The 20,190-nt window shown below is 42.4% G+C and carries 15 protein-coding genes and 1 other RNA gene; 6 read left to right on the top strand and 10 right to left on the bottom strand.

Annotation, left to right across the window (positions count from 1 at the left end; genetic code table 11):
• Positions 1 to 74: 74 nt before the first annotated feature.
• From gloB to ffs, 7 genes are all read right to left on the bottom strand, one after another.
• A complete protein-coding gene (gene gloB, locus ACP69U_RS00795) occupies positions 75 to 854 on the bottom strand; it encodes a hydroxyacylglutathione hydrolase (protein ID WP_426137504.1) in 780 nt (259 codons plus the stop codon).
• Positions 855 to 958: 104 nt separating this feature from the next.
• Positions 959 to 2,791: an extracellular solute-binding protein gene (locus ACP69U_RS00790; RefSeq protein ID WP_426137674.1), complete on the bottom strand. Its 1,833-nt coding sequence runs from the start codon at positions 2,789 to 2,791 to the stop codon at positions 959 to 961.
• A gap of 291 nt (positions 2,792 to 3,082) precedes the next feature.
• Positions 3,083 to 4,192: a 3-phosphoserine/phosphohydroxythreonine transaminase gene (gene serC / locus ACP69U_RS00785; protein WP_109589897.1), complete on the bottom strand. Its 1,110-nt coding sequence runs from the start codon at positions 4,190 to 4,192 to the stop codon at positions 3,083 to 3,085.
• Positions 4,193 to 4,299: 107 nt separating this feature from the next.
• Positions 4,300 to 5,172 carry a hypothetical protein gene (locus ACP69U_RS00780; RefSeq protein ID WP_426137503.1) on the bottom strand — a complete coding sequence of 291 codons (873 nt, stop codon included), beginning with the start codon at positions 5,170 to 5,172 and terminating at the stop codon, positions 4,300 to 4,302.
• 147 nt (positions 5,173 to 5,319) lie between these two features.
• On the bottom strand, positions 5,320 to 8,364 hold the full coding sequence (locus ACP69U_RS00775; RefSeq protein ID WP_426137502.1) for a M48 family metalloprotease: 3,045 nt from the start codon (positions 8,362 to 8,364) through the stop codon (positions 5,320 to 5,322).
• Positions 8,365 to 8,422: 58 nt separating this feature from the next.
• The gene (locus ACP69U_RS00770; RefSeq protein ID WP_083475715.1) at positions 8,423 to 9,019 is read right to left on the bottom strand and encodes a LemA family protein; all 597 of its coding nucleotides are present in this window, start codon (positions 9,017 to 9,019) and stop codon (positions 8,423 to 8,425) included.
• Between the two features lie 197 nt (positions 9,020 to 9,216).
• Positions 9,217 to 9,313: signal recognition particle sRNA small type (gene ffs, locus ACP69U_RS00765), an RNA gene on the bottom strand.
• Between the two features lie 327 nt (positions 9,314 to 9,640).
• Between ffs and ACP69U_RS00760 the strand changes: the two genes are divergently transcribed.
• Positions 9,641 to 10,294, top strand: a complete 654-nt coding sequence (locus tag ACP69U_RS00760) for an SIMPL domain-containing protein (RefSeq protein ID WP_390890587.1) — start codon at positions 9,641 to 9,643, stop codon at positions 10,292 to 10,294.
• Between the two features lie 160 nt (positions 10,295 to 10,454).
• On the opposite strand, the gene ACP69U_RS00755 is transcribed toward ACP69U_RS00760, so the two are convergent.
• Both ACP69U_RS00755 and glnA read right to left on the bottom strand, forming a co-directional pair.
• The gene (locus ACP69U_RS00755) at positions 10,455 to 11,252 is read right to left on the bottom strand and encodes a DUF4124 domain-containing protein (protein ID WP_426137501.1); all 798 of its coding nucleotides are present in this window, start codon (positions 11,250 to 11,252) and stop codon (positions 10,455 to 10,457) included.
• 193 nt (positions 11,253 to 11,445) lie between these two features.
• On the bottom strand, positions 11,446 to 12,855 hold the full coding sequence (gene glnA / locus ACP69U_RS00750; RefSeq protein WP_426137500.1) for a type I glutamate--ammonia ligase: 1,410 nt from the start codon (positions 12,853 to 12,855) through the stop codon (positions 11,446 to 11,448).
• Positions 12,856 to 13,560: 705 nt separating this feature from the next.
• Between glnA and ACP69U_RS00745 the strand changes: the two genes are divergently transcribed.
• From ACP69U_RS00745 to ACP69U_RS00725, 5 genes are all read left to right on the top strand, one after another.
• Positions 13,561 to 14,184: an aminodeoxychorismate/anthranilate synthase component II gene (locus ACP69U_RS00745; RefSeq protein WP_314885678.1), complete on the top strand. Its 624-nt coding sequence runs from the start codon at positions 13,561 to 13,563 to the stop codon at positions 14,182 to 14,184.
• A 108-nt stretch (positions 14,185 to 14,292) separates the two neighbouring features.
• The gene (trpD, locus tag ACP69U_RS00740; RefSeq protein WP_426137499.1) at positions 14,293 to 15,414 is read left to right on the top strand and encodes an anthranilate phosphoribosyltransferase; all 1,122 of its coding nucleotides are present in this window, start codon (positions 14,293 to 14,295) and stop codon (positions 15,412 to 15,414) included.
• A gap of 70 nt (positions 15,415 to 15,484) precedes the next feature.
• Positions 15,485 to 16,363, top strand: coding sequence for an indole-3-glycerol phosphate synthase TrpC (gene trpC, locus ACP69U_RS00735; protein ID WP_426137498.1), 879 nt, complete (start codon positions 15,485 to 15,487; stop codon positions 16,361 to 16,363).
• A gap of 68 nt (positions 16,364 to 16,431) precedes the next feature.
• Positions 16,432 to 17,163 carry a Smr/MutS family protein gene (locus ACP69U_RS00730; RefSeq protein WP_198331559.1) on the top strand — a complete coding sequence of 244 codons (732 nt, stop codon included), beginning with the start codon at positions 16,432 to 16,434 and terminating at the stop codon, positions 17,161 to 17,163.
• 157 nt (positions 17,164 to 17,320) lie between these two features.
• Positions 17,321 to 17,953 carry a DNA-3-methyladenine glycosylase family protein gene (locus ACP69U_RS00725; protein ID WP_426137497.1) on the top strand — a complete coding sequence of 211 codons (633 nt, stop codon included), beginning with the start codon at positions 17,321 to 17,323 and terminating at the stop codon, positions 17,951 to 17,953.
• Positions 17,954 to 18,109: 156 nt separating this feature from the next.
• Here ACP69U_RS00725 and ACP69U_RS00720 read toward each other — a convergent pair whose 3' ends face one another.
• Entirely contained in the window at positions 18,110 to 20,083 is a 1,974-nt protein-coding gene (locus ACP69U_RS00720) for a mechanosensitive ion channel family protein (protein ID WP_426137673.1), read from the bottom strand.
• Between the last annotated feature and the right edge of the window lie 107 nt (positions 20,084 to 20,190).

Below are 20,190 nucleotides of genomic sequence, written 5' to 3'. Positions count from 1 at the left end.
GATAATAAATATGACGACAGAAAGAATACGCAGCTAATAACTATCAAAACGTCAGTCGAAGCGCCCGTTATGGTTTAAAAGTTATTTTTAAGCTCACGTAGCGCAGCAAATACAGCCAAAGATTTATCATCATCGATGGTTGCTTTAGACTTCACCCCTGCTATCACACTCGGCTCTTGCGTCCGTAAAAACACATTGATCGCACGTTCATGTTCTAGAGAGACTGGCAACGTCGGAATACCTTGGGCGGTTTTTTCTTCTGCTTGAACCAGTGCTTGCTGCATTGCGTCATTAGTAGGTTCGATAGATAGTCCAAAGCGCAGATTACTGGCAGTGTATTCATGCGCAGGATATAGCAGCGTGTCAGCTGGCAAACCATTTAAACGCTTAAAGCTGTTGTGTAATTGCTCAATCGTCCCCGTAAATACCCGTCCGCATCCAGCACTAAATAAAGTATCGCCACAAAAGCAATGTTTAAGCCCGTCAATATCTAATATATAAGCCACATGGCTTGCGGTATGACCGGACACATCCCATACCTGCGCGGCGCAGCCCCAAGCACTGACCGTACTGCCGTCCTTAATGGTCTGATCTTCATCGACATTATGCTCAGTATGCGCAACCAGATGCGTCATCGGATAAGACTCTTGCAGTTCTGCGACACCGCCGATATGGTCATGATGATGATGAGTCGTCCAGATAGACGTCAGCTCTAATTTATTTTCTTCCAAATAACTCATGACAGGCTCAGCTTGACCAGGATCAATAACGATCGCCTGTTTATTATTTTCATTAATCAATGTCCAAATATAATTATCATTGAACGCTTTGATTGGATAAATGCGGATAGTCATATTAAATCCTTACCAGTAGTTATCTTTATTGCTGATGTCTTTTATTGATTTTTTAAACGAAATAAAATTTTAAGATGCAGCGTTATTTCATTTATTGTTCTAAATTATTGCTTCAAATATTGGTTAACACGTGCTTCTGCTTCTTTGTCCGTCCACCAGTAGTCAATACCAATGGCATTAGAGGGCAGTTTTTCAGTATGACGATATTGATCCCAATAGGCGACATTGGTCGCTGATTTGCCGTATAAGGGCACTAAATAATGACCAGCACGTAGTAGGCGATCGAGCACCTGAGTATATAATATAGTATCGTCGCGAGTTTTAGCATTACCAAGCTGCTCTATCACCGCGTCAATCTCTGGGTTTTTGATGCCGATAGTATTTCTATTGCCCGCTTGGTCAGCGGCTGAGCTACCCCAAAAACCAACTTGTTCCGCATCAGGGGATAAACTCTGAGCAAATTTATCAACTATCATGTCGTAGTCAAAACGGCGTACCCGTTCATAATATTGTGGTCCGTCGACTTGACGTAACGTGGCATCAAATCCTAAGCGCTGTAGATTTCGAATATATGGCAGAAGCACCCGACCCATAGTATCGCCCATCATTAAAACCTCAATCTGAGCAAGTTGTCCATTGGGCTGATATAGCTTCATATCGTTATAATAAAACCCTGCATCTAGCAACAGCTGCCGCGCTTCTAACAGTCCTTTACGGTTAAAGCCGCTACCGTCACTGGTCGGCAATTGCCACTCCATTAATACGGTTTGACGTTGCAGCGGTTCAAGCTTGGGTAATAAAGGCGTAAGCACCTGCATCTCTTCAGCAGATGGCATCCCTGTTGCAGCAAGCTCGGAGCCATGAAAGAAACTTTGCAAGCGTTCATACTGCCCATGAAACAAGGTCTTATTCATCCACTCAAAGTCATAAGCCTTGCTCAGTGCTTGGCGAAGGCGAATATCTTGAAAGATGGGACGTCGCATATTCATGACTAGACCTTGCATCGGTACTGGGTTTTCGCTGCTGATCGTTTCTTTATTAATCATCCCTGCCTTGACTGCAGGGAAGTTATAACCCGTTGCCCAGTTCGAGGCTTTATTCTCAGGGCGAAAACGATATTGACCAGACTTAAAACCTTCGAAGGCAATCTCATCGCTTTGATAATAAACAAACTTAATCACATCGAAGTTATAACGACCGCGATTGACCATCAAATCACGACCCCAATAATTGGGGTCACGTACGTAGCTGACCGAGCGCCCTGCATCGACACGCCCTAACTTGTAAGGCCCACTGCCCATCAATGGCGTCAAGGTTATTTTTTCAAAATCAGTATCGATAGAGGACTTAGCAAAAATAGGAAGCTGTCCGACGGTTAATAAAATCTCTTTATTGTCATCAGAGTTAAAGATGAATTTTACTTGTTGCTTATTAATAATTTCAATATTTTTAATATCACCCAAATAACTACGGATATACATCGGACCTTTATTTAACAGTGCATCATAAGTCGCTTTGACGTCACTACTAGTGACCGGAGTGCCATCCCAAAAACGGGCAGCAGGATTAATATGATAGATAATCCAACTGGTGTCATCAGGATCATAAGTTACTTTGGTTGCCAGCTGCGGATACATGGTAAAGGCTTCATTTAATGAGCCTGTCATCAAGGTGTCATATAGATAATCGGTGCCAACCATCGCCACACCTGTGGTCATCCACTTGTTGGCCGCATTAAAGGTGCCGCGCGCATCGAGCGATAACGTGCCGCCTGTCGGTGCCTTTGGGTTAGCATAAGGCATAAAGGGCACATCGATATACTCAGTGGTACTATTATGACCAAGCGCAGTAGTGGTGATTGGCACCGCAATACTGGCTGGTATCCAGCTAATAGTAATGGCAAGCAAGACGGCTTTTAGCATGGTATTTTTTAGCATCATAAAGTTATAACAAACCCCTTTGCCAGACCGAATGAATATATTGAACATTTAACCAGTGACTAAAGGCTAATGACCGCTTATGAAATAAAATCTAAAAAAATATGTCGTATCTGACGTATCGTAAGTGCTGCAGAATTTTATCATAACAAACTTAGGTTTTTTAACCTAATGATTTGCAGCGTTAGAGTTGCTACATGATGCATCATTTATCTTAAAAGAATACTAACGCGTATAAAAAAAGACGCAACTTTTATAAGCTGCGTCTTTTGTTTTAAAATCCATGCTAATTTATGCGTGTTTTTTCTCAAACGCAATCATAAAGTCAACCAACTGCTGCACCCAATCTAATGACACTGCATTGTAAATGCTGGCACGCATACCGCCCACATCGCGGTGACCTTTTAGATTCATCAAGCCTGCCGCTTCCGACTCTTCTAAGAATACTTTATCAAGGCTGCTGTCGGCTAAGGTAAAAGGCACATTCATGATAGAGCGATATTTGGGATCAACTGGATTGCTATAAAAGCTGCTATCATCAATCGTTTTATAGAGTAAATCAGCTTTTTGTTGGTTGGTTTTTCCAATAGCAGCAACGCCGCCCTGCTCCTCTAACCAATCAAACACTAGTCCTGCTAAATACCAAGAATACGTCGCTGGTGTGTTTGACATGGATTCTTTTTCAGCTTGGTGCTCATAGTTCATCAGCAGTGGGCACCATTCACTCGCTTGACCCAATAGGTCTTCACGGATAATCACGATAATCAGACCTGCTGGCCCGATATTTTTTTGCGCACCTGCGTAAATCATGCCAAATTTAGAAACATCAATGGGCTGTGACAAAATACAAGAAGACATATCGACTACAATTGGTGCATCGACTTGTGGCGGCTCAAATATTTGCAAACCATGAATGGTTTCGTTAGCGCAGTAATGAAAATAGGCGGCATCTTCGCTCAGGTTCCATTCGCTTTGGGCTGGTACGTCAGTAAAGCTACTGTCTTTACCCGTTGCGACCTGATTCACTTCACCAAGACCAAGCTTTTCATAGCGCTGGGCTTCTTTGACCGCTTTACCAGACCATGCACCCGTCGTTAGATAGTCTGCGCGCCCACCATTTAGCAAGTTTAATGGAATCGCTGAAAACTGTAAGCTAGCGCCACCTTGTAAAAATAGAACTTTATAGTTATCTGGAATGTCCATTAGCGAGCGCAATTTGGCTTCGGCTTTTTCGGTAATGGCGATGTATTCTTTACTACGGTGACTCACTTCCATAACCGACATGCCGCGTCCCTGCCAATCAAGCAACTCTTCTTGAGCGCGTGATAATACGGCCGTCGGTATGGTGGCAGGTCCCGCTGAAAAATTGGGTACGCGGTTAGGAGCGGCTTTAGTGGTCATAATCAATATCCTAAATATGATGAAGTCATCGTGGTTATTAAAGGTTGAATGTTGAAGGTGAATTTTATCGTTATTTTTTAATCTCTATCATAGTAAGTGGTAAGCCTTTAACTGTGACTCGATAACTGCTCCCAAAGCTGACGTTTGAGATTACTATCAGTAAGCATCTCATCCAACGTGGGTGCAGTCGTCAGGTTAGGATGTTCCAAACCTTCAGGAAGTGCGGTCAATGTCACTACCTGTATCTCTTCGCTGCGACCAATTTTAAAGACATATCCAGCAAGGCTGGCATTAGCAAGCTCAGCGGTATCCATACCTTCACAAATAGGGAATGAGGTCGTCTCACAACTGATGGATAAGGCTTGGGTGATATTTTGCCACAGTTTTTGGCTGTCATGATTAAGGGCTTGGATGTCCACCAAAATCACCCAATCGCCATAGCGACCACCTTGCAAATCAAAGGGTGCTACCTTTTTAAAGCTTTCCTCTTGAAAGCTCTCTTCTTTAAAACTGCCATTTTCAAAGCTCGAAGCTTTATTTATATCAGTAATAGAAGCTTGCTGTACAACAGTATCTACAAAGGAGGTAACGGCTGGCTTAGAGATATTAAGGGCATTAGGAGTAGTCGAGTCAAAACTATAAGTAACAGGGCTTTGCTGGTCAGAATAGCTTAAATCTGTATCATTAGCGTCATTATAATAATGGTTGATAGACTCATCATCTACTATATCTGATATGGCATTAATATTTGGGGATTCAATATTAGAAGATTCAATACTTGGCTGTTCAGTGGTAATCGCAGAAGAAGTGCTAGGATTAGCTAAAATTGGATTAGCTGTAGTCTGCTCGAGCAGAGCAGGCGCAGAAATACCTGCGATACTCAATGTCTTAGAGCTCGGCTGCACCCACTGAGTGATACCCATCATCGCTAAAATCTGGCGCTGCTGCAATACAATTAGCGGGTCTCGGATATCACTCATGCTTATTTACTATCCTACTTATCTAAAATGAATTTACTGACTTTTAATGGCAAGGAACGATATTAAAGAACGATGTTAAAAAAAAGGATTAAAAATATAGTCCATTCAATTTAAAAAAGAATACTTAAATGCCGTCAATGACATTGTTCAAAAAAGCTGCCGAACGCCGAGCCAATGATTGGCAAGCTCGGTCAAGCAATCATACTCATCTTGACTGACTATCGTATCGTGTAACATCACCGTATGCAATGTGCTCAGCCATTGCCGGTAATCATTGTAATCATAAGGCTTATTATTAATCACATTATAATCTATTTGATCGCCGCCCTGTTGCCTCTGTCTATAATTATCATTACGTTTGGCTTCTGATGCAGGCGACTGACTGGCAGGCGTTATAAAAATAGGCACCGTTTCTATCACTGCCAATAATTGGATACTATTTATATTTTGCGCAGTCAACAGTAGCCATTGCAAATTTGCGTCACTAACAGCGGCTAAGTCAATATCAATCAAAAGTGCGTGACGCCGCAAATCCACGATATAGTGAGCAACACTGTCATTATTATAGCCGAGTACTGAAGTAGGTGCTGAAATGTGTACTGAGCTATCTAGTGCTGATACGACCTGACCTTTGACATCTTTTGATAGGCGATAAGCCAATAAAACAAGCATGGTTTTCGCCGCAACATCGAGACCATCAAATACCTGTCCTGAAGGGTCAAGCTGGTCATAAATATCATCTCTACCCGCTTGCAATGCTTGCTGCCATAACCATAATAGCTGAGGCTGAGCATGCACGTATGTCTCGTTCAATACAGTAGACAATATCGGTAATAGTTGCTGCAGCTGTAGCGCTTGCCATAATGATAAAATCGATGGCAACCGAGAGTCGATTTTTCCTGAGTGCGTTGATACTGGCTTATTTTTATCCATAGCACCATCTTCACTGGCTATGTTATCAGCGAAATGTTGACTTAAATCCGCCGTTAGGTAGTGTTCAAATAGCTCAATGATACCCTGTTGATAGCGCATGAGCATTGTACGACACTTTTTTTGCTGCACATAATGTTGATGATCTTGATTGCTATGACTCGCTTCATATCTTAAGCGTGATTCATTGATAGCAGTTTCTGACAGGTCATGCTGACTCAGTTGCTTTATTGCCAATGCAATCAATGCGTTGTCTAAACGCCTATCAAGATGTGCCACTGCCGCTAATAATTTATGATCTATCGTATGCACTAAAAATTGGGGGTTGCTGCTAATATTAGCGCTAGCGTTATTATTGATTTCAGCAGTAGACGTTTTATCGTTAGCAAGTCCAAGCCAGATATCACTCAAGTCATAACTCTCAGTCGTTGATAATATACGACCTTGATGGCACAACATAACTGCTTCAATCAAAGCTTGCGCCCCGAGCGGATGATAACTGTGATTGAGTATATACTGCGGCAGTGAAACTTTTTGTCTATCGTCGATATCAATCAATGTATCCGATGGCAAATCGCTATCAGGTTTTGCTTGCCATGGCTTGAGCAACTGATGAATACCGGTATTTTGCGCTTGAACCTGTAAACGTCCTTCAACAACGACATCTTTCTTGATAACAAACTCTAGCCCCTGATCTTCGTCCAACTCATTCTTTATTTCATTTGCAGGAAAAGCAGTAATTTCTTTGTCTATAACATCATTGCTGTTATTAGTAAGGCTTTTATTGTTATTGCTTTTATTGTTATCTAACGCTGATTGGGTTTCAAATATTGATGATTGGCTATTTTTTTCTTGTTTATTTTTGCTTAGGCTATTTGCTTTTATGACGCCCCAATCCCCTAATCGCCGCTGCTCATATATCTCTTTTATTTTCTGTTGATTTATGCGCTTTTCTTTAGCTACTTTTACCGCAAAGTCATGATAAGCGTGGGCATTAATGGCACTCATTCGCTCAGCCAAGCTCGGATGGGTAGCAAACCAAGAGACGTCACCCAAATCAGCACCACTACTGGCAAAGAAGAAATGACTAAGACCATTGATATCGGCGATACTGGTTAAGCGCGAACCAAGCGAATCTTGATGAATGGCTTGTAAGGTTTCCATAATAGCCGGCGAGCGTGTGAGCTGCACGCTGGTGGCATCGGCGAGCAATTCACGCTGGCGATTAAAGCTGTGTTTAATCAGTTGCGCACTGGCCATACTCGAAAAACTCAATCCATGTATTAACAACGTCCAAATATTGCGCGGTGCTTGACTATCGAACTTATTATTATTTTGTAGCCATCGTGACTGGCTCTTAGCTGACGACTGCTGGCTTTGTGATTGACTTTGCCAATAGCTTACCCATTCACTATGAGTGGTAAAGCTTGCTGTTTGAGATTCAGTGCTACGCGCATGGCTATCGACGGCTCTTTGTGACAAGAGATTGCGTCGATTGACCGCATCATCAAAATAATTGTGATGGCTATTCTGATGACTGCGTTGATTACCAGCGCCAAAATTATTAATAGAATCACTCCAGTCATAGAGTAATTGCAAGCCTGCCAGCACCACCATGAGCTGTAAGTTAAAAGTGGCATCACCATGCAAGATATGACCATATTCATGCCCTATCAGCCCATACAGCCCCTCATCGGACAGCTTATCAATCGCGCCTTGAGTGACGACCAATACCATATCTTGACTATGACGACCAGCAACGAAGCCGTTAATACCTTGCTCATCAGGCAGTACATACAGAATCGGCATACGTACACCCGAAGCAATGGCTAGCTGCTGGGCAATCTCGTAGTAACGACGGTAGACAGGCGGGAAGTCTCGCTCATCACGCACGGCGATATGGTAGGCGCTGAAACGAACCTTTGGTATAGGCCCATGCTGATGGGCAACCCCTTGACTATGCTCCCACGCGTCTTGGCTGTGGTCGATAAACAGCCGAACCCCGCCCACACGCTGAGCAATAGCGCGACCACCGGCTTCTAAACGTCTGTACTCTAAAAAACTACCGATCACAAAGCTACCGATTGTCCAGATAGCAACCAGTATCAACACCCAATGATAAATGCCACCAGTAAATATCGTTAGCAGCAGCGCCATGATACCCAGCGCTACTGCCAGATGGGCAAAGACAATGAGAAAAAATAGCCCATAGAGCAACAGACTTCGCTGGGTACGGGTGCGTTGTTCACCAAAAAAATCCATCTATATGCCTGACTTAAAAATAGCTAAACGCATCTGAACATATGAATATAATTCAATATCAGCCCATATTGACGACAGGTGCTTGAGCGATCACCTTTCTGTCTTCAAAAACTAGCGGGCTTAACGGGCGAAAGCCAAAAGTCGTACTAATAAGATTGTTGGGAAATACCTCGCGGTCATTGTTATAGAACATCACGCTGTCATTATAGTGCTGACGGGCGAAGCCAATGCGGTTCTCAGTATTGGTCAGCTCATCCATCAACTCTTTAATCATACTGTCCGCCTTTAGCTCAGGGTAAGCTTCCACAACCGCTGAAAACTGCCCTAACGCTTTAGACAGCATACTCTCAGCTTTGGCAAATAGCGCCATATGCTCAAGCGAGTCTGGCTGATGTGTATTGGAGTCTTGCAAGCTCTGGGCATGATTACGTGCACTAATCACACGGGTCAGCGTCTCTTCTTCATGCGTCAGATAGCGTTTAGCAGTTTCAACCAAATTTGGAATCAAATCATGACGGCGCTTCAGTTGTACATCGATTTGAGCAAAACCATTTTTCGCTTGGTTGCGAGCGCGTACCAATTTATTAAATATAGATACGCCAAACACAATCACTAGTAGCACGAAGGCAATGAACAACCAAACAAACATCTTCATAAGAAAACCCTAAAGTGTCCAGAATGTTAATAAAAGTTAATACATTGTATTTTAACCCATCTTAATCAATCAAAGGTCAAAATCGGACAAAAAAAGGTCGAAAAAAAAGCCCTTTACAATGAAGGGCTTAATAGATCAAACGAGCATTTCTGATTAAATATCAAAACAGGTATCAAATTTTAGGCAAAAAAAAGCGACTCCAAAAGCAAATCCTCGGCACACACTGTGACTATTACCGTTGCTACCTTCCGGTCCTGGCGGGGTTCATAGAACAATGTTGCGAGGCTACCAATGGAGCCACCAGTTGCAAATTATACAAGAATTTTTAAATATTACAACCCCTATCGTAAAACTCTTTCTATAACCTCAAAACGCCCTGTAACTTAGGTGACAAAATTCTCACAGCGAGCCTGTTAAATTTTGCTATTTTAGTTGAGGAAGCTGAGCATACTCGGTATCAACTAATAACTAAAATGGACAGCTTCTCATATAAAGGCGAGTCTTACCTATGTATGGCTAACCTAAATACTATTGATATAACTCACTCAGGAGATCATTGTGAAAACCACTTTACTTAATAAAGCCGCTCTAACGACTGGTACTGCATTTCTACTCACAGCCATGATGGGTAGCGCACATGCAGAACCAACAGGCTACGATCAGCTTACTTTTCAGACAGAAGTAAAAGAAGAAATCCAGAATGATGAAGTACGAGCCAGCTTATATAAAAAAGCGCAGGCAATGGATTCTAAAACTCTAGCGACAACGCTCAACACCTCAATTAATAATGCCATGAAAATTGCTAAGCGCTATCCAACGGTCACCGTAAGCACCGGACAACAGCGCACCTACCCTCGCTATGATAAAAATGACAAAATCATTGGCTGGACAGGACAAGCAAACATCGATTTAAAAAGTACCGACTTTGCAGCCACCAGCCAACTCATCGCTGACCTACAAGAAACGTTGGTGATGGACAATCTGAACTTTGGTGTCTCAGATACCAAAAAGGATGCGCTTGAGCAAAAGCTGATGACCAATGCGTCTCGTGCTTTTCAGCAACAAGCTAAAAACCTAACACGCGCTTGGGATGCTCGTGGCTATCGTGTCGTCAATGTGAATCTAAATACAGGTAGCAACTACCCACGTCCGATGTATAGTGCTATGAGTATGAAAGCAGGCGCAGCAGACGAATCAGTACCTAGCCAAAGTTTTGAATCTGGCAATAGCACTATCTCAGTGACTGCTAATGGTACGATTGAATTGACTAAATAAGCTGTAAATACATAGAATTAATAAATATCCTGATAAACATAAAGGCAAGCGCTGCAATCAGCGCTTGCCTTTATGTTTATATAGAAGAAATTAACTTATAAGGTTACTCTACTTTGTATGGGTTCTTATACTTATCCATGATTGACACATTGCCTACAAGTTAATTTATCACCGGTTGCTCAAGCGTCATAGGTTTGTCTACGATAGGCTTAGTAAATGATTGCATATTCGGTTGTTTGCCCTCTTGACGCATTTTTAACAGTACTTTTTGATACCAAGGTAGATTCTGATAAGCTAAAAGCTGTTGCGCGATTTTCTTATTATTTTGCAATGTTGTATTGTTTTGAATCACATACACCGTACGCTCTACTTGTTTGAGTGTTTGACCTTTCTCATTTTTTAACACGGCTTTTATCTTGTGCGATCCTGGTAAAACATCTACCGTTGCAATCGAGGCGCTAAGACCTTGCGCGACTTCATTACCATCCAAATAAATACTGACACTATCACCTGCTTGTAAGTTCGGCTTCACTTGCACATTGACATCAATGCTTTGGGCTGGACGACGATATGCACGTTCTGCGCTTGGTTCAGTAATATTAAGCTGATAATTGACGACTGGTTTGGCGTCAGGGCTATTTTTAGCAGCCGTATTTTGCGTAGTCGTATTAACATTACTAGAAGGAGGTGGACTACTCATGTTATCACTGTTACTTGAGCTGATGCGACTTTCTTTCGTCGTGACACCCGTTTGGCTGATTTTTTTACCCGCCTGCTGCTCATAATTTTGCGGGCGATCGGTAAAGGTGACTTGACCTGTTTTTTCGTCAATAACTTTATAAATAGGCGCAGCATTTGTCAAAGGGGCATAGAGAGTTGCCATACTAATCATCGTAGCAGCAATCAGTACCAACCCTAACTTACTGTTTGAAAAAACCGGTTTTGATAATGAAGTCATAGTCAGTCAACCTAATGAGTACCTAATATTATGAATATCTATTATGCGATACTTTGGGTGTTAAATCAGTAATAATTTCAAAGAGGACAGATCCGTTGATTTAGCAAATTATTATTGAGACGTAAAAAAAACCAGCTAAGAATAACTTAGCTGGTTTTTATCACTCAAAATAACTGAGTGTTTTAGCTATAAATTAGCAGCTGTAGTATAAGTCAAACTCAACTGGATGCACGGTTAAATTGACACGTTGCACTTCTTCTTCTTTCAAAGCGATGAACGCCTCTAGCATGTCTTCAGTGAATACATCACCTTTTAATAAGAACTCATGATCATCACGCAAGGCTTGTAATGCAACTTCTAAGCTCTCCGCAACGGTTGGGATGAGTGCTTCTTCTTCTGGTGGTAAGTCATACAAGTTTTTGTCAGCAGCTTCACCCGGATGTATTTTATTTTGAATACCATCAAGACCTGCCATTAGTAACGCTGCAAACGTTAAATATGGGTTGGCCGCTGGATCAGGGAAACGTGCTTCAACACGTACCGCTTTTGGGCTGCTAACATGTGGAATACGGATAGATGCTGAGCGGTTAGATGCTGAGTACGCAAGTTTGATAGGCGCTTCATAATGCGGTACTAGGCGCTTATAGCTATTAGTCGATGGGTTGGTAATCGCATTCAACGCACGCGCATGCTTGATAATACCACCGATAAAATACAGTGCAGATTCAGAAAGACCCGCATACTCATCACCTGAGAAAGTATTGACACCATCTTTGGAGATTGACATATGCACATGCATGCCTGAACCATTGTCACCAACGATTGGTTTTGGCATAAAGGTAGCCGTTTTGCCAAACTGATGCGCAACATTATGCACAACATACTTTAACTGCTGTACTTCATCGGCTTTTTTGACTAGCGTATTGAAAGCGACACCAATTTCTGACTGGCAAGGCGCAACTTCATGGTGATGAACTTCGACACAGCCTTCACCGATGATTTCTTCTAAACGCTCACACATAACAGAGCGCATGTCTTGCGAGCTATCGATTGGTGGTACTGGGAAGTAAGCGCCTTTAACACGTGGACGATGTCCCATGTTGCCCCACTCATAGTCATTGTTAGTCGACCATGCCGCTTCTTCGGCTGTGATCTTATGGCTAACGCCAGACATATCAATTGACCATTTCACATCATCAAATATAAAAAACTCAGGCTCAGGACCAAAATAAGCAGTATCGCCAATGCCCGTTGACTTCAAGTACTCTTCGGCGCGGCGCGCAATAGAACGTGGGTCACGATCATAACCTTGTAGCGTTGATGGCTCGATGATATCGCAAGTAACAACTACGGTAAGTGAATCAAAGAACGGGTCAAGAAAAGCCGTCTCTGGATCAGGACGCAAGATCATATCTGACGCTTCGATACCTTTCCAACCAGCAATAGATGAGCCATCAAACATCTTGCCATCTTCCATCACTTCTTCATCAACGCTATGCGCTGGAAAGCTGATATGTTGCTCTTTACCACGTGTATCAGTGAAGCGAAAATCAACCCATTTAGCATTAGAGGATTGTATAAGATCTAGTAATTTGTTCGACATAAATAGTCTCCGTTGTGTTGATTAGATTATTGCGATTTAAAATTATAGGTACAATCTGTTGGTTAAAAATCTCTGGTTTGATAACAGTCAGCGCTGCGTTTAGCGCTAAATATCCTGTTTAATATTATGCTTATTCTCAGCACTGTCAATATTATTAGTCAAGATAGCCATCTGAGTTATGCGCTTAATAAGACTCGCCAGTGTTTTGGTTCGATATTATTCTAACAACATATCACTCATTATGCTGAACTCTTCAGGCACTCGTTAATAATAATTATTGAACCACTTTATCACCAAAGATAATCATAACAGTAATAATGCAAAGGCTATGCCAGCTTTTTATAATGCTGAAAATATAGATGATAAAAGGACAGTTATTAACAATAATTACAGCAACTTATAATACCTTTGACAATATTACAGCCGTATATTTATCATCAGAGGTGTCATGCAAATTATTTACCCAGAGGCATTACTAACGCATGACCGCACTAAATTAGTGCATATTGAATATATAAATAAAAATTGTGTACTTTTTTAGTGCGTTTGAGATGTTAACGAATGTCATCCAACAAGCAAAATGTATTGTTATTCACCGCTTATTTGGGTCGCCTGCACCCTACATTTGATAGTCTACAAAATAGTGGTAAGATAACGGCGTTATATAACCATCTCCATAAGTCGAACTCAATAAGTAGAACGCTAATGATTCTGATGATCGATAATTACGACAGCTTTACGTACAATATTGTACAGTACTTCGGTGAATTACAGCAGGACATCACCGTCTGGCGTAACGATCAAACCACTATTGAAAATATTAGAACCCTTGCGCCAGATGCGATCGTCATTGGCCCCGGTCCCTGTGATCCTGATCAGGCTGGTATCTCTCTAGAAGCTATCAAGACTTTTCAGGGCGTGATACCGATACTAGGTATTTGCCTAGGACATCAGGCAATTGGACAAGCATTCGGTGGACAAGTGGTCAAGGCTGGCGAAGTCATGCATGGCCGCTTATCCGCCGTTTATCATACTGACCAAGGTGTCTTTGTAGGCTTACCTAATCCCGTACAAGTCACGCGCTATCATTCGCTTGTCATTGATAAAACCAGCCTGCCCGACTGTCTTGAGCTGACCGCATGGACACAAAACAGTGATGGCAGTATTGAAGAAATCATGGGTATCCGTCATAAAACGTTTGCGATAGAAGGGGTACAATTCCATCCTGAGTCTATCTTAAGCGAAGCAGGCTATCAGCTGCTCAACAATTTTTTGCAAACGCATCATTTGTCAGTCCTAACCTCAGATGAACTACCACAAGTCGGCTAATAGTTTATTAAAGCATGTTCTAAAAAAGGCGTTAATAACAAAATTAAAATCAAAACTATTCTATTGATAATTTAAGATTAACGTATAAAAATATTAAGAGAGATCATAATGAGTACGACAAAAACAAATAAAAGCCCTACCCCAACTAACATTGCTCAACTGTCTGATGAAGAGACACATACGCTACTGACGACGGCTTTGGGGCGAATTTTTCAGCACATTGATTTAACCTTTGATGAGATGTATCAGGTGATGCTGATTATCATGCAAGGCAGATGTAGCGACGCCATGATGGGGGCTATTTTGACTGGTCTGCGTATGAAAGGTGAGTCCATCGATGAGATTACTGCCTCTGCCAGTGCAATGCGTGCGTTAGCAGCCAATATCGAACCACGGGACTGTAATTACTTAGTCGATATTGTAGGAACTGGCGGTGATGGTGCCAATTTATTCAACGTTTCTACTGCATCAGCATTGGTTGCTGCCGCTGCTGGTGCGCAAGTGGCCAAACATGGTAACCGCGGCGTCTCCACCAACTCTGGCAGCTCAGATTTGCTTGAGCAAGCAGGTATCAGTCTGGCGCTTACCCCTGAGCAATCTAAAGAATGTATCGAAAACCAAGGTATCGGCTTTTTGTTTGCGCCCAATCATCACAGTGCGATGCGTTATGCCAATCCAGTACGCCGCGAGCTCAAAGCGCGCACCATCTTTAATATTTTAGGACCATTAACCAACCCTGCTGGCACACCCAATTTGGTAATCGGTGTCTTTACGGCTCAACTGTGCGAGCCTATCGCTAAAGTCATGAAAAACTTAGGCGCACGTCATGTCATGGTTGTGGGCGCAAAAGACGGTTTGGATGAAATCAGTCTCGCTACCTCAACCACTGTCGCTGAATTAAAAGACGGTGAGATATCTGTTTATGAGATGATGCCAGAAGATGCAGGTATTGAGTCACAAACCCTTATCGGTCTCGATGTAGATTCTCCAGCGCAAAGTCTTGAGCTTATTCGCGCGGCTCTATCAGGAGAGAACTCTCAAGACCGTGCTGTACTTAAAGCACGTGATATGATTGCACTAAATGCAGGGGCGGCCATATATACCGCAGGACTTGCCAGCAACTATGCTAATGGTGTGAGCCGGGCACAAAAAGTCATTCAGAATGGTGATGCTCTACTCAAGCTTGAGTCTCTCGCCACATACACGCAGCAACTGGTGACTCCTGCTTAACGGCTAAGCACCATTACTGCGCACTCTAGCTATTTTGTCTATTTACATTTAACGATATTCGGATACCAGCATGACTCATACAGAAACCAAGACAGATGTTCCTTCCGTATTGCAACGCATTGTCGCCACTAAAGTGGAAGAAGTAAACGCCGCTTGCAAGGTATTATCTCTTGAGGAATTACAAGCACAAGTCGCGGCGGATAACAAACCACGTCGTGGCTTTGCGGCGGCGCTGCGAGCGGCTAGCACTAAAGAGCATGGTATTGGTATCATCGCTGAGATTAAAAAAGCCTCTCCTTCTAAGGGCGTTATCAATCACAACTTCGCGCCTGCCCTATTTGCCAAGCAGTACGAGCAAGCGGGCGCCAGCTGTCTGTCTGTATTGACTGATCGCGATTATTTCCAAGGTGATGATAGCTATCTTATTCAAGCAGCTAATGCGGTAAGCCTACCGATACTGCGTAAAGATTTTATGATAGATGTGTACCAGATCTATCAATCTTATCTGATGGGAGCTGACTGTATTTTACTCATTATGGCCTGCCTTGACGACACCCAAGTACAAGAGCTGCATGCGCTAAGTATCGAATTGGGTATGGATGTATTGATAGAAGTCCATACTAAAGCCGAACTTGAACGTGCACTACAGCTACCGCGCTCAGCGCATAATATTTACGGTATTAATAATCGTGATTTGAATACTTTCGATGTCGACTTACAAACCACGCTAGATCTAAAAAATATTTTAATCGACGCACTGGCGGCTGATATGGACAGCACGCTTAAACCGCTTATCGTCACCGAAAGTGGCATTCATAATAGCGCTGATATTCATTTGATGTTGAAGCACAATATTCAGCACTTTTTAATCGGTGAACAGTTCATGAAGACTGATCATCCTGGACAAGCGTTACAATCCTTACTTGCGGGCGTCGCAGCAGACGGGTAAAGTGGCTTAAGTCTACTAAACAGTTTAAATCAATCCATCATTCATCAACCAACGATACGTTAACTTCTATGTCAAACTCTCTATTTTCAAAAGAAATGCAAGACCAGCTCAAAGAGCTAAAAGGCCAACTTAGCAAAGGTCGCGATACCAATTCGCCTGAAGATGAAAACCAAAAGCCTACTGAGCCTGTATCATTGCCCACGCAAAAGCAAGTAAACAAGACCGTCAAGCAAATGGCTAGCGAGCATATTGACGATGACAAAGTGCTGTTTATGCAAGCAATGCATGGCGTCAATCAGCTTGAAGACAAAAACGTACGCTCACCTGCCAATGCTAGCAAAGCGGGCAAACCTGATGCGACTACCTTGTCTAAACGTGCTGCCGCGCAAGGTAGTGAAGCGAGTGATTTGGGAGCTGGCTTGTCAGATATGCAAGCACTACTCAACCCTGTCGCTGCTGAAGCCTATTTATCTTACAAACAGCCGACTTTGCAGAATAAAATCTTTGATCAACTTAAAAAAGGTAAGCTACGTTGGTATGACGCCGTAGATATTCATGGTTGTACTATCGAAGAAGCGCGCGTGGCAATGACTCAACTCCTAAGTCAAGCAAAACAGAAAAACGAGACTATGGTAAAAATCGTTCATGGTAAAGGCTCTGAGGCCATTTTAAAAACCTGCGTCAACGGTTGGCTGCGTCAACTACCAGAAGTATTGGCATTTTGCTCTGCACCGCCAAAAGATGGTGGTAACGGTGCAGTATTGGTACTGCTCAAAAAACCTAAAGCTGATGGCGAATAATTTTTAGTGTTAGAGTTAGTATGAATAATCAAAAGGACTGCTTATTGGCAGTCCTTTTTGTTATGCTCATAAAATCATTATTTAATCTTTATCGACTATAGCCCCTACATTTAACATCTAGCGATAGCTATATTTGCATAAATCAGGATAAGCATTTATGAGCATACAGACCATTGAGAACACACAACAGCTACATGAACATATCATGGCTTTGATTGTTATCGAGCCAAGATTTTTGTCTATCTATGAACAAGTTGGTATGCCCAGTCTACGGCATAATGTCGGTGAGTTTGAGCAGTTGATGCGAGCAATGGTTGGTCAACAGCTGTCTGTGGCAGCAGCAGCCAGTATTTGGCAAAGACTAGTTGATGCCGCCTTAACGAATCCACAGGCAATTATCAAAGCAACAGATGAAGACTTAAGAGCGCAAGGGTTATCTAAACAAAAAACCCGTTATATTCGCTCATTAGTCGATCATGATATAGACTTTGCTGCGTTAAAAATTATGCCTGATGAAGAAGCAATAGAAGTGCTGACGGCCGTTATTGGTATTGGTCGCTGGACGGCTGAGATGTATTTATTATTCTCTCTGAAACGTGCAGACGTACTTGCGGTCGATGATCTAGCGATTAAAGTAGCGGCGATGGCGTTATTAGACTTAACGGAACGCCCAACGCCGAAACAGTTAAAGAATCTAACTCAAGATTGGTCACCACATCGCAGCGCTGCCAGTCTGTTGCTATGGTCATACTACGGCTTATTACGTAATCAAACCGCTGTCCCTTTATAATGCCAAATACCCAAGTGATGATTCACCTTATCAAACTCGCTTAGTCTAGAATTTAGTATTTGTTTTCTTTGCTGCTCTAATTTTTGTGAATGGTATAAGATGAACGCTTGATACTTACCTCAAGTGCTTATCTTATACCGTTTTTAATCCATAATTTTATGGCTGGTTCCATATAGAAAAGCCAGATTTTCTTTTTGCGTACTTGAACTTGATTTTCTTTATCATACGGCTTTTATTTCTCAATGTCTTTAACGCATTGTCTTTTTTGCTCTTGACTGATTTAGAGGTTCGCTGGCTGCCTTTTTCATCTGTCTTGACGTTATCTTTATCTTTACTCAAGTCCACGGCATGCTTATCATCGTTGCTGTTATCCTTATTGTCGCTAGCATCATCATCAGCATGGTCATCGTTTGACATGTCTTTTGTCGTTTCGGCGACGCTGTCTTCCTTATTCTTATTTTCCATTTCATTTTCTATGTGATGTTCAAGCTCAGTTTGATTGACAATAAGCTGCTGCGTTGGCAAGGCATGCTCGACATCATATTTCGCCACTTGGTTCAATAAATCAACAAACAAAACGTTCTGTTTGTCATAGAACTCAGTCACGCCATTAGCATTAACATACGCTTGTAATTGAATGATATAGCAGTCTTGACGTAGCTCTAAAATATTGACCTGATTCCATTCTTGGTTGGTCAAATAATGCTCATCTATAAACTCATCCAAGTCCTTGACCATCTTAAAGACCACATCAATATCAGCAGTGCGTTTGATATATAACTGATGGAAGAAGCGAAACATATCGCGGGATGTAAAGTTTTCAATTTGCATTGATGAAAAATCACCGTTTGGTACAGTCACAACAGTGCGCGTCAAGGTGCGCACACGTGATGAGCGAATACCAATATCAATGACTGTGCCTTCATAAGTGCCAAACTTACAATAATCACCAATACGTACGGGCGAATCCGCCACGACCACGACACTACCAACAAGGTTTTCGATGGTTTTTTGCGCACCCAGTGCTAATGCCAAACCACCCACACCCAAGGCGGCAATACCCGTGGTCAAATCAAAACCCAAATTACCGAAGATAACAATCACGGCAAAGATCAGCAGCAACGCTTTGACCACTTTGCGTAGCAGCCCCAAGATAGAGACACGTTCAGTATAATTTTTCTTATAACTTAAATTTACCGCACGAGTGAATATGGCATCGATGACTCGTAACAGCAACCAAGTTAATGCAAGCCAAGATGCAATCTCGGTAAAACGATTGATCGGTTCACGTAGCGTCACCGACACGCCTGCATACACCATCACTTCTGACAGTATCAGCGCCATAATGACCACTGCCAGTGGCAATACGACCTTATCAGGTAATGGCAATGGTACGCCGCGCACACGAGGATAGACGATGCGTAATAGATGGTACAGCAGCCATACCATGATATAAGTAAACACAAAGCTGCCGACAGTCATCATTAACGCTGCGGCTAAATCCGCCACTTGATAACCAAACAGCTTTTTGCCTTCTAAGGAATCAAAAGTATAGCGAGACACTAACGTTGGTTCGGTATTTTCTATGACTTCTGGTATTGAGCTGAGCGTATCTGTAGAAAACTGCCAGTACTGCTCTCCTTGCTTAGATACCACTCTTTCAAGTATCAGTGGCACACTTTTTTCACCCACATTAATCGCACCGACGTTTTCTTGGCTTGGCGGTAACTGATCAGTTAGGTTGCCCTCAGGCGTATTATTAATCTGCAAATCAGGCTGAAAACGCCCACCTGCATCCAGCGCTTGCTTAAACTGACGAACGATTGTGGTTGGATTATCCGACTTTGATAGGTTTAAATAATTACTCGCCAGCAGATAGTCATTTTCACCTAACGCACTGATAAAACCCTGTACGGTATGGCGCGGTGTATCGCGTCCGAATGAATCTGGTATCGGCGTACTCGCCGACTCCTCACTGGTACTGCCACCCATCCCCAATGCGCTAGCTTCAGCAGCAAATGCATTATTGGGTAACAATGCACTCAACAGCATCACAAGCAAAAACAAAATTACCATTAGTGGCATTTTGATGATTGAGCATGGTGAAGACAACTCGGGACTGGTAATCATAGGAATCAGGCGATACTTAATAGACAAAACAAACCTCTTAGCATTATGAATGGTACAACGAAGAACAAATGAGTGCTTTCCTATAATAGCAATTATTTATAACAGCA

This window comes from Psychrobacter sp. TWR1-1-1, from assembly GCF_049895865.1.
Classification (GTDB): domain Bacteria; phylum Pseudomonadota; class Gammaproteobacteria; order Pseudomonadales; family Moraxellaceae; genus Psychrobacter; species Psychrobacter immobilis_A.
The sequence above is the reverse complement of the archived record's forward strand: the minus strand, read 5'-3'. Positions and strand labels throughout refer to the sequence as shown.

What these genes read in the sequence shown, in the direction of transcription:
- gloB (WP_426137504.1), bottom strand. Translation starts at nt 854, where the DNA reads ATGACTATCCGCATTTATCCAATCAAAGCGTTCAATGATAATTATATT.
- ACP69U_RS00790 (WP_426137674.1), bottom strand. Translation starts at nt 2,791, where the DNA reads ATGCTAAAAAATACCATGCTAAAAGCCGTCTTGCTTGCCATTACTATT.
- serC (WP_109589897.1), bottom strand. Translation starts at nt 4,192, where the DNA reads ATGACCACTAAAGCCGCTCCTAACCGCGTACCCAATTTTTCAGCGGGA.
- ACP69U_RS00780 (WP_426137503.1), bottom strand. Translation starts at nt 5,172, where the DNA reads ATGAGTGATATCCGAGACCCGCTAATTGTATTGCAGCAGCGCCAGATT.
- ACP69U_RS00775 (WP_426137502.1), bottom strand. Translation starts at nt 8,364, where the DNA reads ATGGATTTTTTTGGTGAACAACGCACCCGTACCCAGCGAAGTCTGTTG.
- ACP69U_RS00770 (WP_083475715.1), bottom strand. Translation starts at nt 9,019, where the DNA reads ATGAAGATGTTTGTTTGGTTGTTCATTGCCTTCGTGCTACTAGTGATT.
- ACP69U_RS00760 (WP_390890587.1), top strand. Translation starts at nt 9,641, where the DNA reads ATGATGGGTAGCGCACATGCAGAACCAACAGGCTACGATCAGCTTACT.
- ACP69U_RS00755 (WP_426137501.1), bottom strand. Translation starts at nt 11,252, where the DNA reads ATGACTTCATTATCAAAACCGGTTTTTTCAAACAGTAAGTTAGGGTTG.
- glnA (WP_426137500.1), bottom strand. Translation starts at nt 12,855, where the DNA reads ATGTCGAACAAATTACTAGATCTTATACAATCCTCTAATGCTAAATGG.
- ACP69U_RS00745 (WP_314885678.1), top strand. Translation starts at nt 13,561, where the DNA reads ATGATTCTGATGATCGATAATTACGACAGCTTTACGTACAATATTGTA.
- trpD (WP_426137499.1), top strand. Translation starts at nt 14,293, where the DNA reads ATGAGTACGACAAAAACAAATAAAAGCCCTACCCCAACTAACATTGCT.
- trpC (WP_426137498.1), top strand. Translation starts at nt 15,485, where the DNA reads ATGACTCATACAGAAACCAAGACAGATGTTCCTTCCGTATTGCAACGC.
- ACP69U_RS00730 (WP_198331559.1), top strand. Translation starts at nt 16,432, where the DNA reads ATGTCAAACTCTCTATTTTCAAAAGAAATGCAAGACCAGCTCAAAGAG.
- ACP69U_RS00725 (WP_426137497.1), top strand. Translation starts at nt 17,321, where the DNA reads ATGAGCATACAGACCATTGAGAACACACAACAGCTACATGAACATATC.
- ACP69U_RS00720 (WP_426137673.1), bottom strand. Translation starts at nt 20,083, where the DNA reads ATGATTACCAGTCCCGAGTTGTCTTCACCATGCTCAATCATCAAAATG.